The 19,398-nt window shown below is 72.2% G+C and carries 19 protein-coding genes; 7 read left to right on the top strand and 12 right to left on the bottom strand.

All coding sequences use genetic code 11. From position 1 onward, the window contains the following. Positions 1-28: 28 nt before the first annotated feature. From P1K89_RS12210 to P1K89_RS12230, 5 genes are all read right to left on the bottom strand, one after another. The gene (locus P1K89_RS12210) at positions 29-484 is read right to left on the bottom strand and encodes a VOC family protein (protein WP_284616723.1); all 456 of its coding nucleotides are present in this window, start codon (positions 482-484) and stop codon (positions 29-31) included. 99 nt (positions 485-583) lie between these two features. Further along, a complete protein-coding gene (locus tag P1K89_RS12215) occupies positions 584-1,141 on the bottom strand; it encodes a host attachment protein (protein ID WP_284616724.1) in 558 nt (185 codons plus the stop codon). Between the two features lies 1 nt (position 1,142). Continuing rightward, positions 1,143-1,397, bottom strand: coding sequence for a hypothetical protein (locus tag P1K89_RS12220; RefSeq protein WP_284616725.1), 255 nt, complete (start codon positions 1,395-1,397; stop codon positions 1,143-1,145). A gap of 70 nt (positions 1,398-1,467) precedes the next feature. Next, a complete protein-coding gene (locus tag P1K89_RS12225) occupies positions 1,468-2,793 on the bottom strand; it encodes a PQQ-dependent sugar dehydrogenase (RefSeq protein WP_284616726.1) in 1,326 nt (441 codons plus the stop codon). Between the two features lie 70 nt (positions 2,794-2,863). Further along, positions 2,864-3,712: a c-type cytochrome gene (locus P1K89_RS12230; RefSeq protein WP_284616727.1), complete on the bottom strand. Its 849-nt coding sequence runs from the start codon at positions 3,710-3,712 to the stop codon at positions 2,864-2,866. 98 nt (positions 3,713-3,810) lie between these two features. On the opposite strand from P1K89_RS12230, the gene P1K89_RS12235 reads away from it, so the two are divergent. Genes P1K89_RS12235 through P1K89_RS12245 form a run of 3 tightly spaced genes read left to right on the top strand, consistent with a single transcriptional unit; the run spans position 3,811 to position 7,720 of the window. Further along, positions 3,811-4,194: a c-type cytochrome gene (locus P1K89_RS12235; protein WP_284616728.1), complete on the top strand. Its 384-nt coding sequence runs from the start codon at positions 3,811-3,813 to the stop codon at positions 4,192-4,194. After that, positions 4,191-5,138, top strand: a complete 948-nt coding sequence (locus P1K89_RS12240; RefSeq protein ID WP_284616729.1) for a cytochrome c oxidase subunit II — start codon at positions 4,191-4,193, stop codon at positions 5,136-5,138. The genes P1K89_RS12235 and P1K89_RS12240 overlap by 4 nt, the downstream gene beginning before the upstream one ends. Positions 5,139-5,167: 29 nt before the next feature. Beyond that, positions 5,168-7,720, top strand: coding sequence for a cbb3-type cytochrome c oxidase subunit I (locus tag P1K89_RS12245; RefSeq protein WP_284617490.1), 2,553 nt, complete (start codon positions 5,168-5,170; stop codon positions 7,718-7,720). Positions 7,721-7,797: 77 nt separating this feature from the next. Here the strand turns inward: P1K89_RS12245 and P1K89_RS12250 are convergent, their stop codons facing one another. From P1K89_RS12250 to P1K89_RS12260, 3 genes are all read right to left on the bottom strand, one after another. Further along, a complete protein-coding gene (locus P1K89_RS12250; RefSeq protein ID WP_284616730.1) occupies positions 7,798-8,232 on the bottom strand; it encodes a DoxX family protein in 435 nt (144 codons plus the stop codon). Positions 8,233-8,295: 63 nt separating this feature from the next. Beyond that, a complete protein-coding gene (locus tag P1K89_RS12255) occupies positions 8,296-8,628 on the bottom strand; it encodes a thioredoxin family protein (protein WP_284616731.1) in 333 nt (110 codons plus the stop codon). A gap of 69 nt (positions 8,629-8,697) precedes the next feature. Then, entirely contained in the window at positions 8,698-10,530 is a 1,833-nt protein-coding gene (locus tag P1K89_RS12260; RefSeq protein ID WP_284616732.1) for a DUF885 domain-containing protein, read from the bottom strand. 60 nt (positions 10,531-10,590) lie between these two features. Between P1K89_RS12260 and P1K89_RS12265 the strand changes: the two genes are divergently transcribed. Beyond that, positions 10,591-11,052, top strand: a complete 462-nt coding sequence (locus P1K89_RS12265) for a GNAT family N-acetyltransferase (RefSeq protein ID WP_284616733.1) — start codon at positions 10,591-10,593, stop codon at positions 11,050-11,052. On the opposite strand, the gene P1K89_RS12270 is transcribed toward P1K89_RS12265, so the two are convergent. From P1K89_RS12270 to P1K89_RS12280, 3 genes are all read right to left on the bottom strand, one after another. Then, the gene (locus P1K89_RS12270) at positions 11,036-11,797 is read right to left on the bottom strand and encodes a hypothetical protein (protein WP_284616734.1); all 762 of its coding nucleotides are present in this window, start codon (positions 11,795-11,797) and stop codon (positions 11,036-11,038) included. The genes P1K89_RS12265 and P1K89_RS12270 overlap by 17 nt on opposite strands. Next, positions 11,798-12,418, bottom strand: coding sequence for a glutathione S-transferase family protein (locus P1K89_RS12275; RefSeq protein ID WP_284616735.1), 621 nt, complete (start codon positions 12,416-12,418; stop codon positions 11,798-11,800). A gap of 132 nt (positions 12,419-12,550) precedes the next feature. Then, a complete protein-coding gene (locus P1K89_RS12280) occupies positions 12,551-13,036 on the bottom strand; it encodes a DUF4148 domain-containing protein (RefSeq protein WP_284616736.1) in 486 nt (161 codons plus the stop codon). Between the two features lie 193 nt (positions 13,037-13,229). Here P1K89_RS12280 and P1K89_RS12285 point away from each other — a divergent pair, with 193 nt between their 5' ends. The 3 genes from P1K89_RS12285 (at position 13,230) to P1K89_RS12295 (ending at position 17,301) form a co-directional block, all read left to right on the top strand. Continuing rightward, positions 13,230-13,919, top strand: coding sequence for a heavy metal response regulator transcription factor (locus tag P1K89_RS12285; RefSeq protein WP_284616737.1), 690 nt, complete (start codon positions 13,230-13,232; stop codon positions 13,917-13,919). Between the two features lie 604 nt (positions 13,920-14,523). After that, complete coding sequence (locus tag P1K89_RS12290; RefSeq protein ID WP_284616738.1) at positions 14,524-16,101, top strand: heavy metal sensor histidine kinase; 1,578 nt, start codon at positions 14,524-14,526, stop codon at positions 16,099-16,101. Positions 16,102-16,263: 162 nt separating this feature from the next. Next, on the top strand, positions 16,264-17,301 hold the full coding sequence (locus tag P1K89_RS12295) for a porin (protein WP_284616739.1): 1,038 nt from the start codon (positions 16,264-16,266) through the stop codon (positions 17,299-17,301). 43 nt (positions 17,302-17,344) lie between these two features. On the opposite strand, the gene P1K89_RS12300 is transcribed toward P1K89_RS12295, so the two are convergent. Then, a complete protein-coding gene (locus P1K89_RS12300; RefSeq protein ID WP_284616740.1) occupies positions 17,345-19,396 on the bottom strand; it encodes a M10 family metallopeptidase C-terminal domain-containing protein in 2,052 nt (683 codons plus the stop codon). Positions 19,397-19,398: the final 2 nt, after the last annotated feature.

A 19,398-nucleotide genomic window follows, 5' to 3' on the forward strand; every position in this document is an offset into this window, starting at 1 on the left:
TTTGGATGAGTGCCCGGACACGCCGGATCTAGCCGTGCGAGTGTTTGTCCCAGTGGTCGTGCCGCTCGCGCCGCTCCTGCCGGTAGTTCGTCACCTCCAGCCGGATGCCGTCGGGGTCCTCGAAGAAGGTGGCGGTGTAGTCGCTCGCGTAGTCGGGATAGGTCGCCGCATCGCTCGCGGCGATGCCGGCCGCCTGCAGCGCGGTGGCCACCGCCTGCACGTCGCCGATCGAGTCGACGCGCAGGCACAGGTGGTGCAGGCCGGGCGCGTAAGGCTGGTGAGGCGTGGCTTCACGCGCGGGGCGCAGCACGATGCCGAAGTGGCGGTTGAAGTACTGCACGTGCGGATCGCCGCCGAGCGCGAAGCGGTTCTTGCGGAACCCCAGCGTGTCCTGCAGCACGCGGTCGTAGAAGGCCTCGGAGCGGGCGAGCGCCGAGACCGTCAGGTACAGGTGGTCGATGCCGGTGACTTCGGCTGTTGGCATGGCTGGAGACTCGCGCGCCGGTGGTGACGACGCGCAGTCTCTCAGATGCCGGCCGCTCGCCCGACGGGTCGTCGAGCGGCCGGCGCTCGGCGCGCTCGGTCAGGCGCTGCGCCGCACCGGCAGCTCCACCGCCGGCTGCGGCGGGAAGAGCTTCAGCGTCAGGTCGCGGCGGTTCAGCTTCACCAGGTCCAGCGGGCAGTCGTCGATCACCGCCTGCGCCACCGGCGTGCTCAAGGCCTTGCGCAGCAGGCCGAGGAAACGCGGCGCGGCGGCGATGCGCAGCGTGGTGAAGCGGCCTTTCTGGTGCTGTTCGGCCAGCCATTGCGCGACGCGGTGCGCGAACAGCTGCGCCTCCTGGTGCAGCTCGGTCTCGCCGGCCGACGCGGTGACGTTGCCGCCGGGCAGCATGCCGCCGCCTGCGCGACGGCCATAGGCATCGCGCCGCAGGTCGGCGTCGTCGGCGCGCGCCGCGGCGTCGGTCAGCATCTCGACCTCGACCAGGTCCTGGCCGCGGCCGGGCAGCGCCAGCACGCGCGCGAAGGCCTCGTCGGCGGTCAGCACCCAGAGCTTGCCGGGCGCGGGCGGCTCGGCGATCGGGTCGCGCGCGCGGTCGTCGGCGCTGCGGAAGTCGGGCTTGGCTTTCTGCGGCACGCCCATCTCACGACCCTCCGCGGCCGGGTTCGCGGCCGGGCGACTGACCCGGGCCCCGTGTGCGCTCGGTCGCGTCGCGTTCGGCCTGGCGCGCGCGGCGCCGGTCGGCTTCGTCCGCGGCGATGGCGTCGGCCGTGGGGTCTTCGGCGGTCTCGGCGTCGTAGCGGCGGCCGGCTTGGTCCTTGCCTTCCTGTTCGGTGGCCGCGGCGCGGCGTTCGCTGGTCGGCTTGGCCGGCCCGGAGGGGCGGTTCGATTCACGCATGGGATGCTCCCCATTCGATCGGTGATGCGATCCGGCGGCAAGGCCCATGCCCAGGCCGCCCGCGTTGCCGTCACCCCGTCGCGCTGACCCGCCAGATCGTATTGCCGACGTCGTCGACCACCAGCAGCGCACCGCGCTTGTCGATGGCCACGCCGACCGGCCGGCCGCGCGCCTCGCCGTCCGCGCCGAGGAAGCCGGTCAGCACGTCCTGCGGCGGGCCGCTCGGCTTGCCGGCCTCGAAGGGCACGAAGATCACCTTGTAGCCCGACGGCGGCTTGCGGTTCCACGAGCCGTGCAGGCCGACGAACATGCCGTTGCGCCATGGCGCGGGCAGAGCGGCCGCGTCGGTGCCGGCGACGAGGCCGAGCGGCGCGACGTGCGAGCCGAGCGCGTAGTCGGGCTTGATCGCCTTGGCCACCATGTCCGGCCGCGGCGGCTTCGCACGTTGATCGACGATCGCGCCGAAGTAGCTGTACGGCCAGCCGTAGAAGCCGCCGTCCTTCACCGAGGTGAGGTAGTCGGGCACGAGGTCGTTGCCGAGCTCGTCGCGCTCGTTGACGACGGTCCACAGCGCGCCGGTGGTCGGGTCCCAGGCCAGGCCGTTGGGGTTGCGCAGGCCGGTGGCATACAGGCGCTTCTGGCCGGTCTTCGCGTCGACCTCCCAGATCGCCGCGCGGCCTTCCTCGATCGCCATGCCGTGCTCGGCGACGTTGCTGTTCGAGCCGACGGTCGCATAGAGCTTGCTGCCGTCGCGGCTGGCGAGGATGTTCTTGGTCCAGTGGTGGTTGTGCGGGCCGCCGGGCAGCTCGGTGAGCTTCGTGCCGGCCGCGGCGATGGTCGTCGCGCCCGGCGTGTAGGGGAAGCGCACGATGCCGTCGGCATTCGCGACGTAGAGCTGGTCGCCCACCAGGGCCATGCCGATCGGCGAGAACAGGTTGGCGATCAGCACCGAGCGGGTCTCGGCGACGCCGTCGCCGTCGGCATCGCGCAGCAGCGTGATGCGGTTCGCGCTCGGCACCGACGAGCCGGCCTTCTTCATCGCCTGCTTCATGAACCAGCCCTTGATGCCGCCCTTGGGCGCACCTTCGCCCTTCGGCGGCGCGGCCGATTCGGCCACCAGCACGTCGCCGTTGGGCAGCACGTGCACCCAGCGCGGATGCGACAGGCCGCTGGCAAAGGCCTTGACCTGCGTGCCGCCGGCGGCGGTGGGCGCGGCGCCGGCCGGCCAGCCGGTGGCCTCGGCGATCTTGACGGTCGGGATCAGCGATTTCTCCGGCGCCGGCAGGGTCGGGTCCGGGCCGACGCCGGCACTGTCGGGCAGCTTCGCGATGCCGCCACAGGCGGCGAAGACCGTGGCCACCGCGGCGGTGGCAAGCAGGGTGGGACGCAGGTTCATCGCGGACTCCGGAATCATCGACGGGGGTCGATGAACGTCGCGGCACGTCGCGTGCCCGCGCGGTGCGGGCTCACTGCAGTGTCGACAGGTAGGCGATCATGTCGTGCAGGTCGGTTTCGCGCGGCTCCAGCGCCGGCATGGTCGTCTGCGCATCGGCATGCCGGGGATCGGCGATCCAGCGCCGCATCGACCCGGGCGTGTTCGGCAGCCGGCCGGCGATGGTCTGCCGGCGCGCCAGCCCCGCCAGCGGCGGGCCGACGTGCACGTCCGAGCCGGTGACCCCGGGAATGCGGTGGCAGGACGAACAGGCGTACTGCGTCAGCGCGATGCGGCCGCGTTCGGTGCTGGCGACGAAGCCGGGGGGCAGGCCGTCGCGGCGCGGCGCCGGGCAGCTGGCGTCGGCGCTGCCGGCCAGCGCCGTGAACTCGGCCGCCGACAGGCCCGGCAAACGCTGCAGGAAGGCCACCACCGCCCACAACTCGGCCTCATCGAGCCGGTACTGCCAGGCCGGCATGCCGCTCATGCGGATGCCGTTGCGGGTGATCCAGTACAGCTCGGCCGCGTTCCAGCGCAGCGGCGCATCGACCAGCGGACCCGGCAGCGGCTGCATGCTGCGGCCGATCGCCGACTGCGCCCGGCCCGGCGCGCCGTGGCACTGCACGCAATGGTCGCGGAAGCACGCGGCCCCGCGCAGCACGCGCGCCGGCCCGGCGAGCGGCGGCACGTCGATGGCGGCCGCGCGGCGCTTGACGCTGCGGTGCATCGTGGTTTCGAGCAGTGTGTGCACCGGCTGCGTGTGCGGCACGTTCGCCGCGATGTCGTAGAGCCCGAGCCAGACCACCAGCGCAGCGGCGACCGCACCGGTCGCCAGCAGCGCGGCGACGGTGATCAGCACGACGGCAGGGCGTCCGAGTGGCATGCGAGGGGCGACGGAAAGCGGGTTCGCCGGCTGCGAAGCAAACCGCCGGCCCGCCGCTTGCCGGTGCTGCGGCGCGACAACCGGTGAAGGGCCTCGCGATGCGTCGACTCGCGCTCATCCGCGCGCTCGGGCCACTCGGGCTGCTGTCCGCCGCGCTGCTGCTGGGCGCCTGCGGCGAACGCGGCACGCTCGACGGTGCGCGCGGCGATGCCGAGCGCGGCCGCGTGCTCGTCGCGCGCTACCACTGCGGGCAGTGCCATGCGGTGCCCGGCGTGCCGGCGGCGGGCGGCCGCCTCGGCCCCGCGCTCGACGCCTATGGGCGCCGCAGCTATATCGCCGGCCGCTGGCCCAACGATCCGGTGCGGCTGGCGCTGTGGATCGCCGAGCCGCAGGCGCTGGCCGCGGACACGCCGATGCCCGACCTCGGCGTGTCCGCCGGCGATGCACGCGACATCGTGGCCTACCTCGCGACGCTGCGATGAACCCCGAGTCCGTGCTGTGGCCCGCGGGACCGGCCGCCGCGGCCGGCGCCGACACCGGCTGGGTGATGATCGCCGGCGCCGTGGCGGTGCTGGTGCTCGTGGCGTCGCTGCTGGGCTGGGCGCTGTGGCGCCGGCCCGGGGCCGCGCCGCTCGACGAACGCCGGCTGATGCACCGCTGGGTTCTCGGCGGCGGCTTCGTCTTCCCGGCGCTGACGATGCTGGCGCTGTTTGCCTACGCCAGCGCCCGCGAGGACTTCTGGGCGCCGCGCCGCACGGCCGGCGAGCCGGTGATCACCGTCACCGCGCATGCCTGGTGGTGGCAGGTGCAGGTGAGCGACCCTGCGCGCGGGCTGCACGCGACGCTGGCCAACGAGCTGCACGTGCCGGCCGGGCGGCCGGTGACCATCGGCCTGGCGAGCGCGGACGTGATCCATGCACTGTGGTTCCCGGCGCTCGCCGGCAAGCTCGACGCGATCCCCGGCCGCGTGCAGCAGCTGCGGCTGCAGGCCGACCGGCCCGGCCGCTACGCCGGCCGCTGCGCCGAGTTCTGCGGCGAGCAGCATGCGCGCATGGGGTTGGTGCTGGTGGCCCATGCCCCCGAGGACTATGCGCGTTGGCTCGCGGCGCAGGCCGCGCCCGCGCTGCTGCCGCAGGATCCGCTGGCGCAGCGCGGCTGGCGGCTCTTCACGCAGCAGCGCTGCAGCGCCTGCCACGCGGTGCGTGGACTCACGGCGCCGGCAGCGATCACGGCGCCGGACCTGACGCACGTCGGCTCCCGGCCGGCGATCGGCGCCGGCGCGCGACCCCTGAACCGCGCGGCCCTGGCCGCGTGGATCGCCGACCCGCAGGCCTGGAAGCCGGGCGTGCGCATGCCCTCGTACCAGGACCGGCTGACGCGCGACGAGCTCGATGCGCTGGCTGCGTTCCTGGAGCAGCTGCGGTGAACGCGCCCCAGCGGCCGCCGGGCCTGGACGTGGATCCGCGGCGTCAGGACGACACGACCGGGACCTCGCTGCCGAACGACCTGCCGCGCCCGCCCGACGAGCTGCCGGCGCTCGAACGCGCCTGGCAGCGCCCGCGCGGCTGGCGCCGCCTGGCCGCTGTGAACAACACGCAGATCGGGCTGTACTACATCGCCACCGCGCTGCTGTTCTTCGTGCTCGCCGGCGTGCTGGCGCTCCTGATGCGCACGCAGCTCGCGTGGCCGGGGCAGCGGCTGGTGAGCCCGCAGCTGTACAACCAGCTGTTCACGATGCACGGCACGGTGATGATGTTCCTGTTCGCCGTGCCGGTGGTCGAGGCGATCGCGGTCTACCTGCTGCCGGGCATGCTGGGCGCGCGCGACCTGCCGTTTCCGCGCCTGTCGGCGTATGCCTTCTGGGCCTACGCGATCGGCGGGCTCGGCTTCTTCGCCACGCTGTTCTTCGGCGTCGCGCCCGACGGCGGCTGGTTCCTGTACCCGCCGCTGAGCAACGGCGAGCAGTCCCCCGGCCTCGGCGCCGACTTCTGGCTGCTGGGTATCGGCTTCATCGAGATCTCGGCGATCGCCGGCGCGATCGAGCTGATCGTCGGCATCGCCTTGACACGCGCGCCGGGCATGACGCCGGCGCGCATCCCGGTGTTCGCCTGGGCGATGGCGGTGGTCTCGGTGATGGTGCTGCTGGCCTTCCCGGCGGTGATCGCCGGCACGATGCTGCTGGAGCTGGAGCGCGCCTTCGGCTGGCCGATCTTCACGGCGGACCGCGGCGGCGACCCGCTGCTGTGGCAGCACCTGTTCTGGTTCTTCGGCCACCCGGAGGTCTACATCATCTTCCTGCCGGCCGCGGGACTGGTGTCGATGATGATCCCGGCCAAGGCGCAGGTGCCGCTGGTCGGCCACCGCGCGGTGGTGTGGGCGCTGGCCGCGGTGGCCGTGCTGAGCTTCGCGCTGTGGGCGCACCACATGTTCACCGCGGGCCTCAGCGCGAACGCGCTGCGCTGGGTGTCGGCAGCGAGCCTGGCCATCGCGGTGCCCACCGGCGTGCAGGTCTTCGCGTGGCTCGCGACGCTGCGCCGCGGTCGGCCGCCCATCGACGGCACGATGCTCTACCTCGCCGGCTTCCTGCTGATCTTCGTGCCGGGCGGGCTGACCGGCGTGATGCTCGCGGTGCTGCCCTTCGACGGCCAGGCGCACGACACCCATTTTGTCGTCGCGCACCTGCACTACGTGCTGATCGGCGGCATGCTGTTCCCGGTGTTCGCGGCGCTGGTGCACTGGGGGCCGCTGGTCAACGGGCACCGCCTGCGCGAGGCGGTGCTGCGGTGGAGCTGCGGGCTGATGTTCTTCGGCTTCCATGCCGCCTTCTTCCCGCTGCACATCGCCGGCCTGAACGGCATGCCGCGGCGCATCTACACCTACGACGCGGGCCTGGGCTGGACGCTGTGGAACGCGCTGTCGACGGTCGGGGCCTTCGTCTTCGCCGCGGGGGTCGCGCTGTTCGGGCTCGAGGCCTGGCGCACCTGGCGCCGGCCGGCGCAGCCGCATGGCGATCCGTGGCGCGCCGGCACGCTGGAATGGCTGGCGACCGAAGACCACGGCATGCGCAGCATCCCGCAGGTGGCGGCGCGCGAGCCGCTGTGGCAACGCCCGGCGCTGGCGCAGGAGGTGGCGGCGGGCTGGCACTGGCTGCCGGGCAGCGCGACCGGGGCGCGCGAGACCCTCGTCACCCACTGGCGCCGCGCCGAGCCGCGGCACCTGCTGGTGCTGGGCGGCGACACCTGGTGGCCGCTGATCGCGGCCGCGGGCACGGCCGGCTTCTTCCTGCTGCTGACGGTCAAATGGAGCGTGCCCGCCGGGCTGTGCGGCGTCGTCGCCGTCGTGGCGATCTGGCGCTGGTTGTGGCAGACCGACCGCGCGCCGGCCGGCGCGATGGTGCGCGTCGCGCGCGACGTGATGCTGCCGGTCGGCGCGCGCCGGCGCCGCGACTCCCACGTCTGGTGGGCGTTGGGCCTGCTGCTGCTCGTCGATGCGACGATCCTGGCCTCGTTCGCCTTCTCGCACCTGCACGTCGCGATGCGCGCCGAGGTCTGTCCACCGCCGGGCGCGCGGCTGCCGGACGGCGACCGGGCGCTGCTGGCGGTCGCGCTGTGGCTGGTCTCGGCCGCCGCGATGGTGCTGGCCTGGCGAGGGCCGATCGACGCCGCGCGCCGGCGCAGCCTGCTCGCACCGAGCGGGTGGCTGCTCGCGGCGCTGGCCAGCGCCGCGGCCGCGTTCGCCGTCGACATGCTGGGGCACCGCGCGGCCGGCCTCGAGCCGCGCCTGAATGCCTGGAGCGCGACCGCCGCGGCCTTGCTCGGCTGGCAGGCCCTGCACCTCGTGCTGCTGGGGCTGCTCGCCGCGTACCTGCTGGCGCGGTGGTGGCGGGGCGCCTCGTCGCCGGTGCCGGTCGGCACGCGCGACAGCGTCGCGCTGCTGTGGCTCTACACGGCCGCGCAGGGCGTCGTGATCATCGGCTGGGTGCAGGGCCTGCCACGCTGGCTGGCCTGAGCGTCATGAGGCCCCGCGTCGCTTCGCGCCTGCCCCCCGAGGGGGCGCGAGCCGCCTTGGGGCGGCCCGGCGGCGACTCAGGCCGCGGGCGGCCCGCTGCCGCGCAGCACACGGCCGACGCTGAAGCGCCCGGCGCCGAGCAGCGCCACCGCCGCGGCGCCGAACAGCATCAGGCCCTGCAGCTCGATCGCCCAGCCGCCCTGCTTGCCGAGCGCGAAGACCTCGTGCGCATGCACGAGCCCGATCGCGAACAGCATGTTCACCACCACCAGCAGCGCGCCGACGCGCGTCCATGCGCCGGCGATCATCAGCAGCGGCCCCAGCACCTCGCCGACGTAGGCACCGTAGGCCAGCGCCCCGGGCAGGCCGTGCTGCTCGAGCATGCCGGGCAGGCTGCCGAGGCCGTAACGGACCTTGGCGATGCCGTGCAGCAGCACCATCGCGCCCACCGATACCCGCAGCAGCAGCTTGCCGGCGTCATCGAACCTGCGCTGAAGTTCCGGACCATCCATTGCCCGCTCCCTCGACCGCTCACGGTGATGAGTATCCCGCGCCGGCGGCAAGCGCCGTTCCCGTCAGGCGGTCGCGGTCTGCAGCCGCTCGAGCGCCTGCGCGATCGACGCCAGGTCGCGCGGGCGCACCAGGCGTTCCTGCTCCTGGCCATCCTTCAGCAGCACCAGCGTCGGCCACAGCTTGATGCCGAACGAGCGGCCGAGCGGGTGGCCCGGGCCGTCCTCGACCTTCAGGTGGCGCAGGCCCGGAAAGGCCTTCAGCGCGGTGGCCAGCGCCGGTTGCATGCCGCGGCAGATGCCGCACCATGGCGCGCCGAACTCGAGCAGCGTCGCGCCGGGCAGCGCATTCACCTCGTCGCGGGCGGGTTCCTTGTCGGCGTAGTCGGGCAGGGTCATGGTGGTGTTGTGCGCATGTCCAACGATGTCCTGATGGACCGCGGCCGCCGCCGCGGGTTCCGTGCGCCTTCAGTGTCGCTGCTGCGCCGCGATCCAGCGCTCGATGTGGGCTTCCAGCGCCGGCAGCGGCACCGAGCCGGTGGCCAGCACCGCGTCGTTGAAGTCGCGCAGGTCGTAGCGGCTGCCGAGCGCCGCCTGCGCGCGCCGGCGCAGCTCCAGGATCTTCAGCTCGCCGATCTTGTAGGCCAGCGCCTGGCCGGGGTTGTCGATGTAGCGGTCGACCTCGTTGACGATGTCCTGCTCGGTCTTCGCGACGTTGTCGCGGAAGTAGGCCAGCGCCTGCTCGCGCGTCCAGCCGCGCGCATGCAGGCCGGTGTCGACGACCAGCCGCACCGCGCGCCACATCTCGTAGGTCAGCGCGCCGAAGCGGTCGTAGGGGTCGTCGTACAGGCCCATCTCGTGGCCGAGCTGTTCGGCGTACAGCCCCCAGCCCTCGCCATAGGCGACGAAGTACGCGGTGCGGCGGAAGGCCGGCGCATCGGGCAGCTCGAGCCCGCGCGCGAACTGGAAGTGGTGGCCGGGCACCGCTTCGTGCAGCGACAGCGGCAGCATCTCCCAGGTCGGCCGCGTCTCCGGCTTGTACAGGTTCACCGCGTACCAGCCGGGGCGCGAGCCGTCGATCGCGCCGGGCATGTAGTAGGCGGTCGTCGTGTCCGGCGCCAGGTTCGCGGGTATCGCGCGCACGCCGTAGGGCAGGCGCGGCAGCAGGCGCGAGATCTTCGGCAGCTCGGGGTCGATGCGCTTGGCGACCGCGCGGTAGCCGTCGAGCAGCGCCTGCGGCGTGCGGTGGAAGAAGCGGGGGTCGGTGCGCAGGAAGGTGAAGAACTCGGCCAGCGTGCCCTGGAAGCCGGTCTCGGTCTTCAGCGCTTCCAGTGCGACGCGCAGCCGCGCGACCTCGCGCAGGCCGATTGCGTGGATGTCGTCGGCGCCCATCGCGGTGCTGGTGTAGTAGCGCGCCAGGAAGTCGTAGTAGGCGCGGCCGCCGGGCAGCGCCGAGGCGGCGACGGTCGTGCGCGTGCGCGGCAGGTATTCGTCGTTGAACACCTGCGCGAGGCGGCGGTAGGCGGGCACCAGCTTCTCTCGCACCACCGCCTGCGCCTCGGCCTGCAGCGCGCTGCGCTCGGCCGCATCGATCGATGCCGGCATGCGCAGGAAGGGCCGGTAGAACGGGCTCTTCGCCGGGTCGTCGACGATCTGCGCGGCGATCTGCGCCGGCACGCGGTTCATCAGCACGCGCGGCGGTGTCTGGCCGGCGGCCAGCCCGGCGCGCATCAGCACGAGGGTCTGATCGACCGCCGCGGGGATCGCCGCCATGCGCGCGAGCCACTGGCGGTAGTGCGTGGCCTGGCTGAAGGGCATCAGCTCGGCGAGGGTGTCGGCGGTCTGCACGCTGCGGCGGTGGCTGATCGGCTGCAGGTGTTCGCGGAAGGCCTGGCGCTCGACCGCATGGCGCAGCAGCCAGTCGAAGCTGTCGTAGTGCAGCTGGTCGGCGGGGCTCAATGCATTGCGGTCGATCGCGCGCAGGCGCGCGAGCGCGGCGCGGTCGGCGGCCTCGCGCGAGGCGATGGCCTCGGGGCGCAGGTCGGTCCAGCGGTCGTTGTAGCGGGCATCGCCCTGGAAGGTGGCGTTCTCCGGGCTCTCGCGCAGGCTGCGCTCCCATTCTTCGGCGAAGAAGGCATGCAGCGTCTGCGAGGCCGGGCTGCGGGCGAGCGCGGCGGACGGTGCTGCGCTCGTCTGCGCGAGCGCGGGAGCGGCCAACGGCGCGGCGAGCAGGGCGACGAGCAGAGGGGCGAGCAGAGCGGCGAGCGGGGTGGCGAGCAGGGCGAGTGTCGTGCGGCGCAAGGCGGGTCCCCGGGGCGTTCGGAAGCCCGCGAGCTTACGTCGCGGCGACAATCGCGCCCCATGCCCATCCAGCTCGAATCCCCCGCCCAGCCCGACGTGCTGGCGCTGATCGACGCGCTCGACGCCTACCAGAAGCCGCTGTACCCGGCCGAGTCGCACCACGGCATCGACCTCGCCGCGCTGAGCGAGCCGAACGTGCTGTTCGCCGTCGTGCGCGATGACGCGCAACGTGCGGTCGGCTGCGGCGCGATCGTGATCGGCGCGGACTTCGGCGAACTCAAGCGCATGTACGTCGACCCGGCGCGGCGCGGGCAGGGCCTGGCGAAGTCGCTGCTTCAGTTCCTCGAGGCGCAGGCGGCCGCACGCGGCTGCCGCCTGTTCACGCTGGAGACCGGCTTCCTGCAGCCCGAGGCGCTGGGGCTGTACGAACGCGCGGGCTACGAGCGCTGCGGTCCGTTCGGCGACTACGTCGACGATCCGAACAGCGTGTTCATGCGCAAGGCGATCATCGCCGCCCGCTGAAGCGCGCGCCGAAGCCGGTGCCGCGCCACGCCCACGCGAGCACCAGGAAGAAGGTGGTGAAGATGGCGCCGGCCCACCACTCGGTGATGTTCTCCAGCATGTCCTTGGCCGCATCGCCGGGGCCCAGCGCCAGCGGCAGCAGCACGTGGGCCAGGCCCAGCAGCGGCAGCGCCGCGCACAGCGCGAGCAGCGCGCCGCTCAGGTGGCGCGCGCGGCCGGCGGCTTCGGGATGCTGCTGCAGGCGGCGGTGCGCCTGGTCGGCGACCACCAGCATGCCGATGCAGGTGAAGCCGAAGTACAACACGATGCCGTAGCGCCGCATCCAGCGGTAGCCGTCGCCTTCGGTGCCGAGGAAGCTGCCGTAGAGCACGAGGAACGCGGCGGCCAGCACGCCCAGCGTCGGCAGCAGGCGCAGCGCGCGCTCCGGCCCGTCGCCCAAGCCGCGCAGCCACGCCGGGCACAGCAGCCATGCCAGCGCCTGCAGCACCGCCGCCGGCAGCAGCAATGCACGGAACAGGATGTTCGGCAGGCCGTGGCGGGCGGCGCGGCTGATCGAGGTGCAGCCGTCGATGAAGGGATTGCAGTCGGGCGCCAGGCCCTGGGCGATCGACAGCCGCCACGCGACCAGCGTGCCGAGAAGCGGCAGCAGCCCGGCCAGCAGCGGCAGCGGCCACAGCGGCCACCGCGGTCGATGGGGCCGACCTGGCCGCACCGGGTGCGGATCGCCGGCCGCCTTCATGCCCACCTAGCCGGCTTCGGCCACCGCCTTCTGCACCGCCGGGCGCTGGTTCATGCGCGCGCGGTGCGCCAGCAGCCGCGGCAGCGTCGAGGTGTCGACGTCGTCGCCCTCGAGCCAGCCGGCGATCGTGTAGAGGTAGCCGTCGGCCACCGTGTACTGCTCGCCCATCACCCACGGGCCGTCCAGACGCTGCTCGATCAGCTCGGCGCAGGCCCGCATCGTCTGCGGCACCTTGCGCTTCATCGCCTCCTGCGCGGCCGGATCGTCGGCCCAGCGCGCGCCGCGGCGCTTGTGCGCATGGGCGACATGCATCGTCGACGCCAGGTAGCTGTTGAATTCCTGCATCTGGGCGAAGCGGAACGGGTCGTCCAGCGGCGCCAGATTCATCTGCGGGAAGCGCTGCGCGATGAAGGCCAGCAGCGCCGGTGTCTCGGTCAGCACGCCGTGTTTGGTCACCAGCGCGGGCACGCGGCCTTTCGGATTGACCTTCAGGTACTCGGCGCTTTGCTGCTGCTGCGCGGCGAAGTCCAGCTTCACCAGCGTGAAGTCGGCGCCGGCCTCGTGCAGCGCGATGTGCGTGGCCAGCGCGCAGGTGGCGGGGCAGGTGTAGAAGGTCCAGCGGGACATCGTGCGGTGCTCCGGGATGACAGGCCCCGCAGTATCACGGAGCTGCCGGTGCGCGAGGGCCGACCCGCCGAATGGACGAACGGCCGGCACGGTCTTCACCGTGCCGGCCGAGCGCGCACAGGGCGCCCAGGGTCAGTTCGCGCGCTTGGCGAGCGTCGTCGACGGCTCGACCACGCCGCGGTAGGCCAGCGGCGCGGCTTCGCGGCGCGTCACGCCCGCTTCGCCGGCGACCAGCAGGTCACCCGACTTCGCCGCGTCGGCGAACTCGGCCTTGACCTGCGCGCGCGTCTTGGCGACGGCGGTGGACACGGCCGGCGCGACCGTCTCGTCGAGCAGCTGGCCGCGCTCGCCGGCGGCCACCAGCGTGCCGCTGCGCTGCGCGCGGGCGACGTCGGCCTGCACCTGGCCGCGCGAGACCGCGCTGCCCAGCAAGTCCTTCGTCGGCTGGCCGCGTTCGCCGGCGGCGATCAGCTCGCCGTTGCGCTGGGCCTGCGCCAGCTCGGCCAGCACCTGCTGACGCGTCTTTTCGCCGTTGGCATCCTGGGCCTGCACGGTCGCGGCGGCGGCGAGGGCCAGCACGGCCAGCACAGTGCGGGTGGGGGTGGTGAACGTCTTCATCTGTCGCTCCTTTCGTGTGATGGGGCGAATGATGAAAGCCGCGTGCGTGCACCAGGCTGTCGGCCGGATTACAAGTTCGTCATCCGGGATTTCCCGGACACTTACCATTCCAGGAAATGGTCAGCCCCCAGCTCACTTCGTTCGCGGCCCCCGAGGGGCGCTCAGTGCCCTTCGGGCGGCCGGGCGGGCACTGATGCGCGTACTGATCGTCGAGGACGAACCGAAGACCGCCGCCTACATCCGCAAGGGGCTGATGGAGCATGCCTTCGTCGTCGACGTCGCCGGCAACGGGCTCGACGGGCTGCACCTGGCGACCACCGGGCACTACGACCTGGTGCTGCTCGACGTGATGCTGCCCGGCGCCGACGGCTGGACGGTGCTGCAGGCGCTGCGGCGGCAGAAGGACACGCCGGTGTTCTTCATCAGCGCGCGCGACGAGGTGGCCGACCGCGTCAAGGGCCTGGAGCTCGGTGCCGACGACTACCTCGTCAAGCCCTTCGCGTTCTCCGAGCTGCTGGCGCGCGTGCGCACCATCCTGCGCCGCGGCGCGGCCAAGGTCGACCCGACGGTGCAGGTCGCCGACCTGCGCATCGACGTCGTGCGCCGGCGCGTCACCCGCGGCGGCCAGCGCATCGAGCTGACGGCCAAGGAATACGCGCTGCTCGACTACTTCGTGCGGCATGCGGGCGAGGTGGTCTCGCGCACGCTGATCGCCGAGCATGTGTGGGACATGCACTTCGACAGCGATACCAATGTCGTCGACGTCGCGGTGCGGCGGCTGCGTGCGAAGCTGGACGATCCGTTCGAGCAGAAGCTGATCCACACCGTGCGCGGCGTGGGGTATCGCTTCGAGGCGTCGGGCGCCGATGGGGATGGCGCGTGAGCGCGTCGCGCATGTCCGGATGCGGCCCAGTGCCTTCGTTGGGCGATGCGTGTCGCTGCGACGCTCTAGCGGGAGGTTTCCGTCCTGCCATCCGGCCGGGTCTCGCCCCGGCAGGCGAGTCACTTTGGTGTCCGCATAACTTCGCTTCGCGAAGTGAGCGGCCCCCCGCTTCGCGAGCTTCTGTTGGCCCAGAAGAAGGTAACCAAAGAAGAGGGCCTAACGTTCATCAGGTCGTCCAGATGAGCAGTTGGGCAGGACGCTGTCACTCACCGCTCCGGCGTCCTCAATACCCCGAACCGGGCTCTCTTGCCCATACATCAGCGCCCTCCGTCGCGACCCGGACCGCTGCGAGTGCGCCGAGTCGCGACGAATGCCACAGGCGTATGGGCAATTCGACCTCGGTTCGGGGTATTAAGAATGCCAGGGCAGTGAGTGACAGCGTCCTGCCCAACTGCTCATCTGGACGACCTGATGAACGTTTGGTTTTAGGTGCTTTCTTTGCTTCTTTCTTTGCACCAGCAAAGAAAGAAGTCGGCCGCCGGGCCGAGACCCGGCACCGTGGCAGTGGCAAGGACGTCCACAAAGCGCGACTGACAAGCCAATGATGCTGATCGCCTGGATGCGCCGCGCCGCCGCCGCGCTGCGCAGCTCGATGACCGCGCAGATCGGCGTCTCGATCACGCTGATCTCGGTGATGCTGGTCGCCGGCTGCGGCTACGCGGTGATGCGCATGACGCGCGAGCAGCTGCGCGAGGGCGGTGAGGTGCTGATGCTGGCGAACCTCGCGTTCCTGCACGAGGACCTCGCGGTCGCGCAGTACGACGTCGAGCGCATCGGCCAGCGCCTGGTCAACCGCATCGAGACGCAGCTGGGCAGCCTGCATGTGGCGCTGCTGGACGACCAGCGCCGGCTGCTTGCCGCGTCCGACTGGTTCGACGTGCCGCTGGAGGTGCTGCCGAAGAGCGCGCTGTCGACCAACGAGATCCCGCCCGGCATCACGCACCGCAAGCTGCGCTGGCTGCAGCAGCTGTACGGTCCGCTGACGGAGGTGTGGACGACGCCCGACGGCCGCATGTACCGCCTGCTGGTGGCCGAGATCCCGGTGCCCGAGGGCCAGCCGCGCGCGGCGCGCGGGCCGCTGGCGGTGGCGCTGGCGCTGGAGGTCACGCAGACGCGCGACGCAGTGCTGCACGGCTGGAAGGTGTTCTTCGGCGCGCTGGTGGCCAGCGTGGTCGCGGCCAGCGTGCTGGGCATGCTGATCGCGCGGCGCATCGTGATCGCCGCGCGGCGCCTGGGCACCGCGGCCAGCCGCATCAGCGCACGTGCGCTGCACGAGCGCCTGGCGCTCGCCGATGCGCCGCGCGAGCTGCAGGAATCGGGGCTCGCGTTCAACCGAATGCTGGACCGGCTGGAGAGCGCGTTCAAGCGCCTGTCGGAATTTTCGTCGGACCTCGCGCACGACCTGCGCACGCCGATCAACAACCTGCTCGGCGAGGCGCAGGTCACGCTGTCGAAGCCGCGCACGGCCGAGGAATACCGCGCGGTGCTCGAGTCGGCGGTCGAGGACTATGAGCGCATCTCGCGGCTGATCGAGGCGATGCTGTTCATCGCCCGCGCCGAGGATGCGCGCGCGTCGCTGCAATGCGAATGGATCGAGATGCGCCAGGCCGCCGAGCGCGTGCGCGACTACTTCGAGCCGCTGGCCGACGAGCGCGGCATCACGCTGGCCTGCGAGCTGCACTGCAAGCCGCAGGCGGCCACCCGCGTGTGGGCCGACAAGACGCTGCTGGTGCGCGCGATCGGCAACCTGGTGACCAACGCGCTGCGGCATGCGACGCCGGGCAGCGACGTGCGGCTGGCGGCCACGCCCTACGACGATGGCGCGTGCCTGATCGAGGTGTCGAACGAAGGGCCGGCGATCGAAGCGGACGAGCAGGCGCGCATCTTCGAGCGCCTGTACCGCATCGACCCCTCGCGCGAAGGCTCGGCCACCGGCTCGGGCCTGGGCCTGGCGATCGTCAAGTCGATCATGGACCTGCACGGCGGCCGGGCGACGGTGACCAGCGGCACCGGCCAGCGCACGGTGTTCGGGCTGTGGTTCCCCGGGCCGCGCGGCGCCGATTCGCCGGTGGGCGAGGCGGTGCCGCGCAGCCGCGAAGTGGAGCAGTCACTCGGTCTTTGACCGCAGACGCTGGTGCATCGGCGACACGCCGTGTGCCTGAACCGGGGGAGGGATGCGAGCACCGCCTCGGCGCTTGCGTCGAACCCGGCGACAGCGCGATTCAGGGTTTCTACGCTGCGTCCTGTCCGGAGATGGACAGCATCAACTCCACACAGGAACCACATGAAGCACATCGCAGCATTCGCTCTGCTCGCCGTCGCCGCGGCTTCGGCCAGCGCCCAGTCCAACGTCACGCTGTTCGGCGTGGTCGACGTCGCCGCGCGTCACGTCAAGAACGGCGACGACAGCCTGCGCTCGCTCACCGGCAACGGCCTCAACAGCAGCCGCCTGGGCTTCCGCGGCGTCGAAGACCTCGGCGGCGGCCTGAAGGCCGGCTTCTGGCTCGAGCACGGCTTCAACGCCGACAGCGGCACGCAATCCGACGCCGCCCGTTTCTGGAACCGCCGGTCGACCGTCAGCCTGTCGGGCAACTTCGGCGAGATCCGCCTTGGCCGCGACTTCACGCCCACCTTCAGCGGCTTCGCCGACTACGACGTCTTCGGCACCAACGGCGTCGGCGACGCGAGCAAGTTCAACTCGATGCTCGGCACCAATGCCGACACCGCGACGCGCTCGGACAACGAAGTGACCTACTTCCTGCCCGGCAACCTCGGCGGCTTCCGCGGCCAGGTGTCGTTCGCGCCGAGCGAGAACGTCGCCGGCAAGAAGTACATCGGTGGCCGCGTGGCCTACGGCGCGGGCCCGCTCGACGTGTCGCTGGCCTACGGCCAGACCACCGTCACGCCGGCGCTCGGCGAGGACAAGCTGAAGTCCGTGGTGCTCGGCGCTTCGTACGACTTCGGCGTCGTCAAGCTCACCGGCTACCTGCAGCGCAACGAGTTCGCGAACCAGGAACTGGACCTCGCCAACATCGGCGTGCAGGTGCCGCTGGGCCAGGGCATCCTGCGCGCGTCCTACGTGCGCGCCGATGCCTCGGGCCGCAACAACGCCGGCGCCAGCGTCGAGAAGAACGATGCGAACCAGTTCGCCGTCGGCTACGTCTACAACCTGTCGAAGCGCACCGCGCTGTACACGACGGTCGCGCGCGTCAACAACAAGGGCGCCGCGAGCTTCGTGATCCCCGGCGGCGTCGCGCTGCCCTCGCCGAACACCGGCAAGGACTCGACCGGCGTCGATTTCGGGCTGCGCCACAGCTTCTGATCGGACGAACCGGGGCCCGCTGCGCGGCCGCCCCGAAAGCGTGTCAGGACGGCACGTAGGCGATGCCCTGGTCGGCGAGCCCGACCAGGTCGATCGCCACGTCGTTCAGCGCATGGCTTGCGGCCAGCGCCGCGAGCGCGGCGGGGCTCATCGCCCCGCTGTCGAGCAGCGCGACGAAGGGCGCCTGCTCGGCCGCCGTCGGCGCGACGCCGATCACGTTGCGGTAGAGCTGGCGCACGAGGTCGGCATGACCGCGCGAGCCGGCCAGCTGCACGAACAGATCGGTCGCCAGAGCGAGCTCGGCCACCTGCTGCATCGACAGCCCGGACTCGAACAGCCGGATGCCGATGCCGACGATCGTCGCGTCGCCGATCAGCGACCGGCCGAACAGCGCGCCGACCAGGCGCACCGTCTCGGTGGGGGCGCCGGCGATGTCGAGCGCGAGCCACTGGTCGTCGAAGGCCAGGCGCTCGATGCCCTGCAGCATGTCGGTGCCGCCCGCATCCGGCTGCTGCACGCGCCACTCGGTGCCGACCCGCTGCACGGCATGGTCCGCGCGCCGGCCGGCGTAGACCGCGACGTCCCGCCCGCCCTGTCCGTCGATCAGGTCGTTGCCGGCGCCGCCGTCGAGCCGGTTGTCCAGCGCATTGCCGGTCAGCGCGTCGTCGAACGCGCTGCCGATGGCCGACTCGATCTCGCTGCCCGGCACCAGCGCGACGTTGTCGAGCGCGGCGCCGCCCTCGGCATGGCGGCCGATCGAGCTGGCCCGGCCGGCGCGCAGGTCGATGCTCGCGCCGATCGTGACCGCCGAGGCGTCCAGCACGTCGCGGCCGCCGTCGTCGACCAGCGTGCTCAGCGTGCGGCCGGCCGCGTCATCCAGGCGATAGACATCGTCGCCGGCGTGCATCGGCACGCTGCCGTACAGGGTGCGCAGCGCGATCACGTCGTGCGGGCCCCAGTCGGCGCGGAACAGCCCGGACGGGTTGGCGCCCGCAGCCATCGCACTGAAGGTCACCACGTCGTCGATGCCGCGCCACTGCTCGGCATAGGCATCGCCGGCATCGACGTTGCGCGGATGGCGCAGTCCCAGCGCATGGCCGAGCTCGTGCAGCAGCGCGGCGCGGCCCTCGCTGCCGGCGGACAGGTCGCGCATCGTGTCGCGGTCCATCCAGACGTCGCCGGCGCTGTCGCCGGGCTGGTCGGGCGCATACGCGACGCCGCGGGTCGCGGCCTGCTCGCTGACGCCCAGGCGCAGCTGCACGCCGCTGCCGTCGGGCACTTCGCGGAAACGGATGCCGCTGAAGGCGGCGGTCTGGGCCAGCAGCGCCTGGACGACGGCGCGTTCGGCGGGGTCGAACGCGCGGAAGCCGCTGCTGCCGGGACCGCTCGCCGGCGCGGTCGTCACGAAGCTGTAGGTCAGCTCGATCGTCGTGCCGAGCGGCGCCCCGGCGTTCCAGCGCTGCGTGTCGCGCCCGACGAGGCCGACGCGGCCGTAGTCGAACGGGTCGATCAGGTCGGCCAGCTGCACGCTGTGTCCGGGCGTGCCATCGGACGGGTCGAAGCGCAGCGCCTCGACGTCGACCAGCTCGACGCGGCGGTCCGGCTGGTCGGGGTCGGTGATCACGGCGCGGCGGCCGTCGACCGACACGGTGATGCGCAGGTGGGCCGACGACTGGTTGAGCACGACGGTGTCGTAGCCGCCGCGGCCGTCGACGACATCGTTCTCCAGCTTGCCGTGGTCGGGCGCGATCAGGTTGTCGAGCGCGTTGCCGGTGATCCGGTCCGCGTACCCGCTGCCGTTGACCTGGAAGAAGTCGCCGACCAGGGTGTCGCGCGTGCCGAAGCCATCGAGCGCGAAGCCCTGCTGCAGGTCGACCGTGATGCCCGAGGGCGACGAGTAGTAGAACAGCGCGCACGACAGGCCGCCGAGCAGTTCGATCCGGTCGTCGCCGGCGCCGCCCAGCACCGAACCGAGCCGCAGGCGCAGCACGTCGTTGCCGGCGCCGAGGTCGAAGTCGGTGTAGGTCAGCGGGCCCAGCTGGTCCTGGTCGATGCGGTCGTCACCGGAGCTGCCGCGGTAGGTGGGGTCGGCCATCG

The organism is Aquabacterium humicola (assembly GCF_030167915.1).
Classification (GTDB): Bacteria; Pseudomonadota; Gammaproteobacteria; order Burkholderiales; family Burkholderiaceae_C; genus Pseudaquabacterium; species Pseudaquabacterium humicola.

Coding starts and splice junctions, on each gene's coding strand:
- P1K89_RS12210 (WP_284616723.1), bottom strand. CDS start 484: ATGCCAACAGCCGAAGTCACCGGCATCGACCACCTGTACCTGACGGTC.
- P1K89_RS12215 (WP_284616724.1), bottom strand. CDS start 1,141: ATGGGCGTGCCGCAGAAAGCCAAGCCCGACTTCCGCAGCGCCGACGAC.
- P1K89_RS12220 (WP_284616725.1), bottom strand. CDS start 1,397: ATGCGTGAATCGAACCGCCCCTCCGGGCCGGCCAAGCCGACCAGCGAA.
- P1K89_RS12225 (WP_284616726.1), bottom strand. CDS start 2,793: ATGAACCTGCGTCCCACCCTGCTTGCCACCGCCGCGGTGGCCACGGTC.
- P1K89_RS12230 (WP_284616727.1), bottom strand. CDS start 3,712: ATGCCACTCGGACGCCCTGCCGTCGTGCTGATCACCGTCGCCGCGCTG.
- P1K89_RS12235 (WP_284616728.1), top strand. CDS start 3,811: ATGCGTCGACTCGCGCTCATCCGCGCGCTCGGGCCACTCGGGCTGCTG.
- P1K89_RS12240 (WP_284616729.1), top strand. CDS start 4,191: ATGAACCCCGAGTCCGTGCTGTGGCCCGCGGGACCGGCCGCCGCGGCC.
- P1K89_RS12250 (WP_284616730.1), bottom strand. CDS start 8,232: ATGGATGGTCCGGAACTTCAGCGCAGGTTCGATGACGCCGGCAAGCTG.
- P1K89_RS12255 (WP_284616731.1), bottom strand. CDS start 8,628: ATGACCCTGCCCGACTACGCCGACAAGGAACCCGCCCGCGACGAGGTG.
- P1K89_RS12265 (WP_284616733.1), top strand. CDS start 10,591: ATGCCCATCCAGCTCGAATCCCCCGCCCAGCCCGACGTGCTGGCGCTG.
- P1K89_RS12275 (WP_284616735.1), bottom strand. CDS start 12,418: ATGTCCCGCTGGACCTTCTACACCTGCCCCGCCACCTGCGCGCTGGCC.
- P1K89_RS12280 (WP_284616736.1), bottom strand. CDS start 13,036: ATGAAGACGTTCACCACCCCCACCCGCACTGTGCTGGCCGTGCTGGCC.
- P1K89_RS12285 (WP_284616737.1), top strand. CDS start 13,230: ATGCGCGTACTGATCGTCGAGGACGAACCGAAGACCGCCGCCTACATC.
- P1K89_RS12290 (WP_284616738.1), top strand. CDS start 14,524: ATGCTGATCGCCTGGATGCGCCGCGCCGCCGCCGCGCTGCGCAGCTCG.
- P1K89_RS12295 (WP_284616739.1), top strand. CDS start 16,264: ATGAAGCACATCGCAGCATTCGCTCTGCTCGCCGTCGCCGCGGCTTCG.
- P1K89_RS12300 (WP_284616740.1), bottom strand. CDS start 19,396: ATGGCCGACCCCACCTACCGCGGCAGCTCCGGTGACGACCGCATCGAC.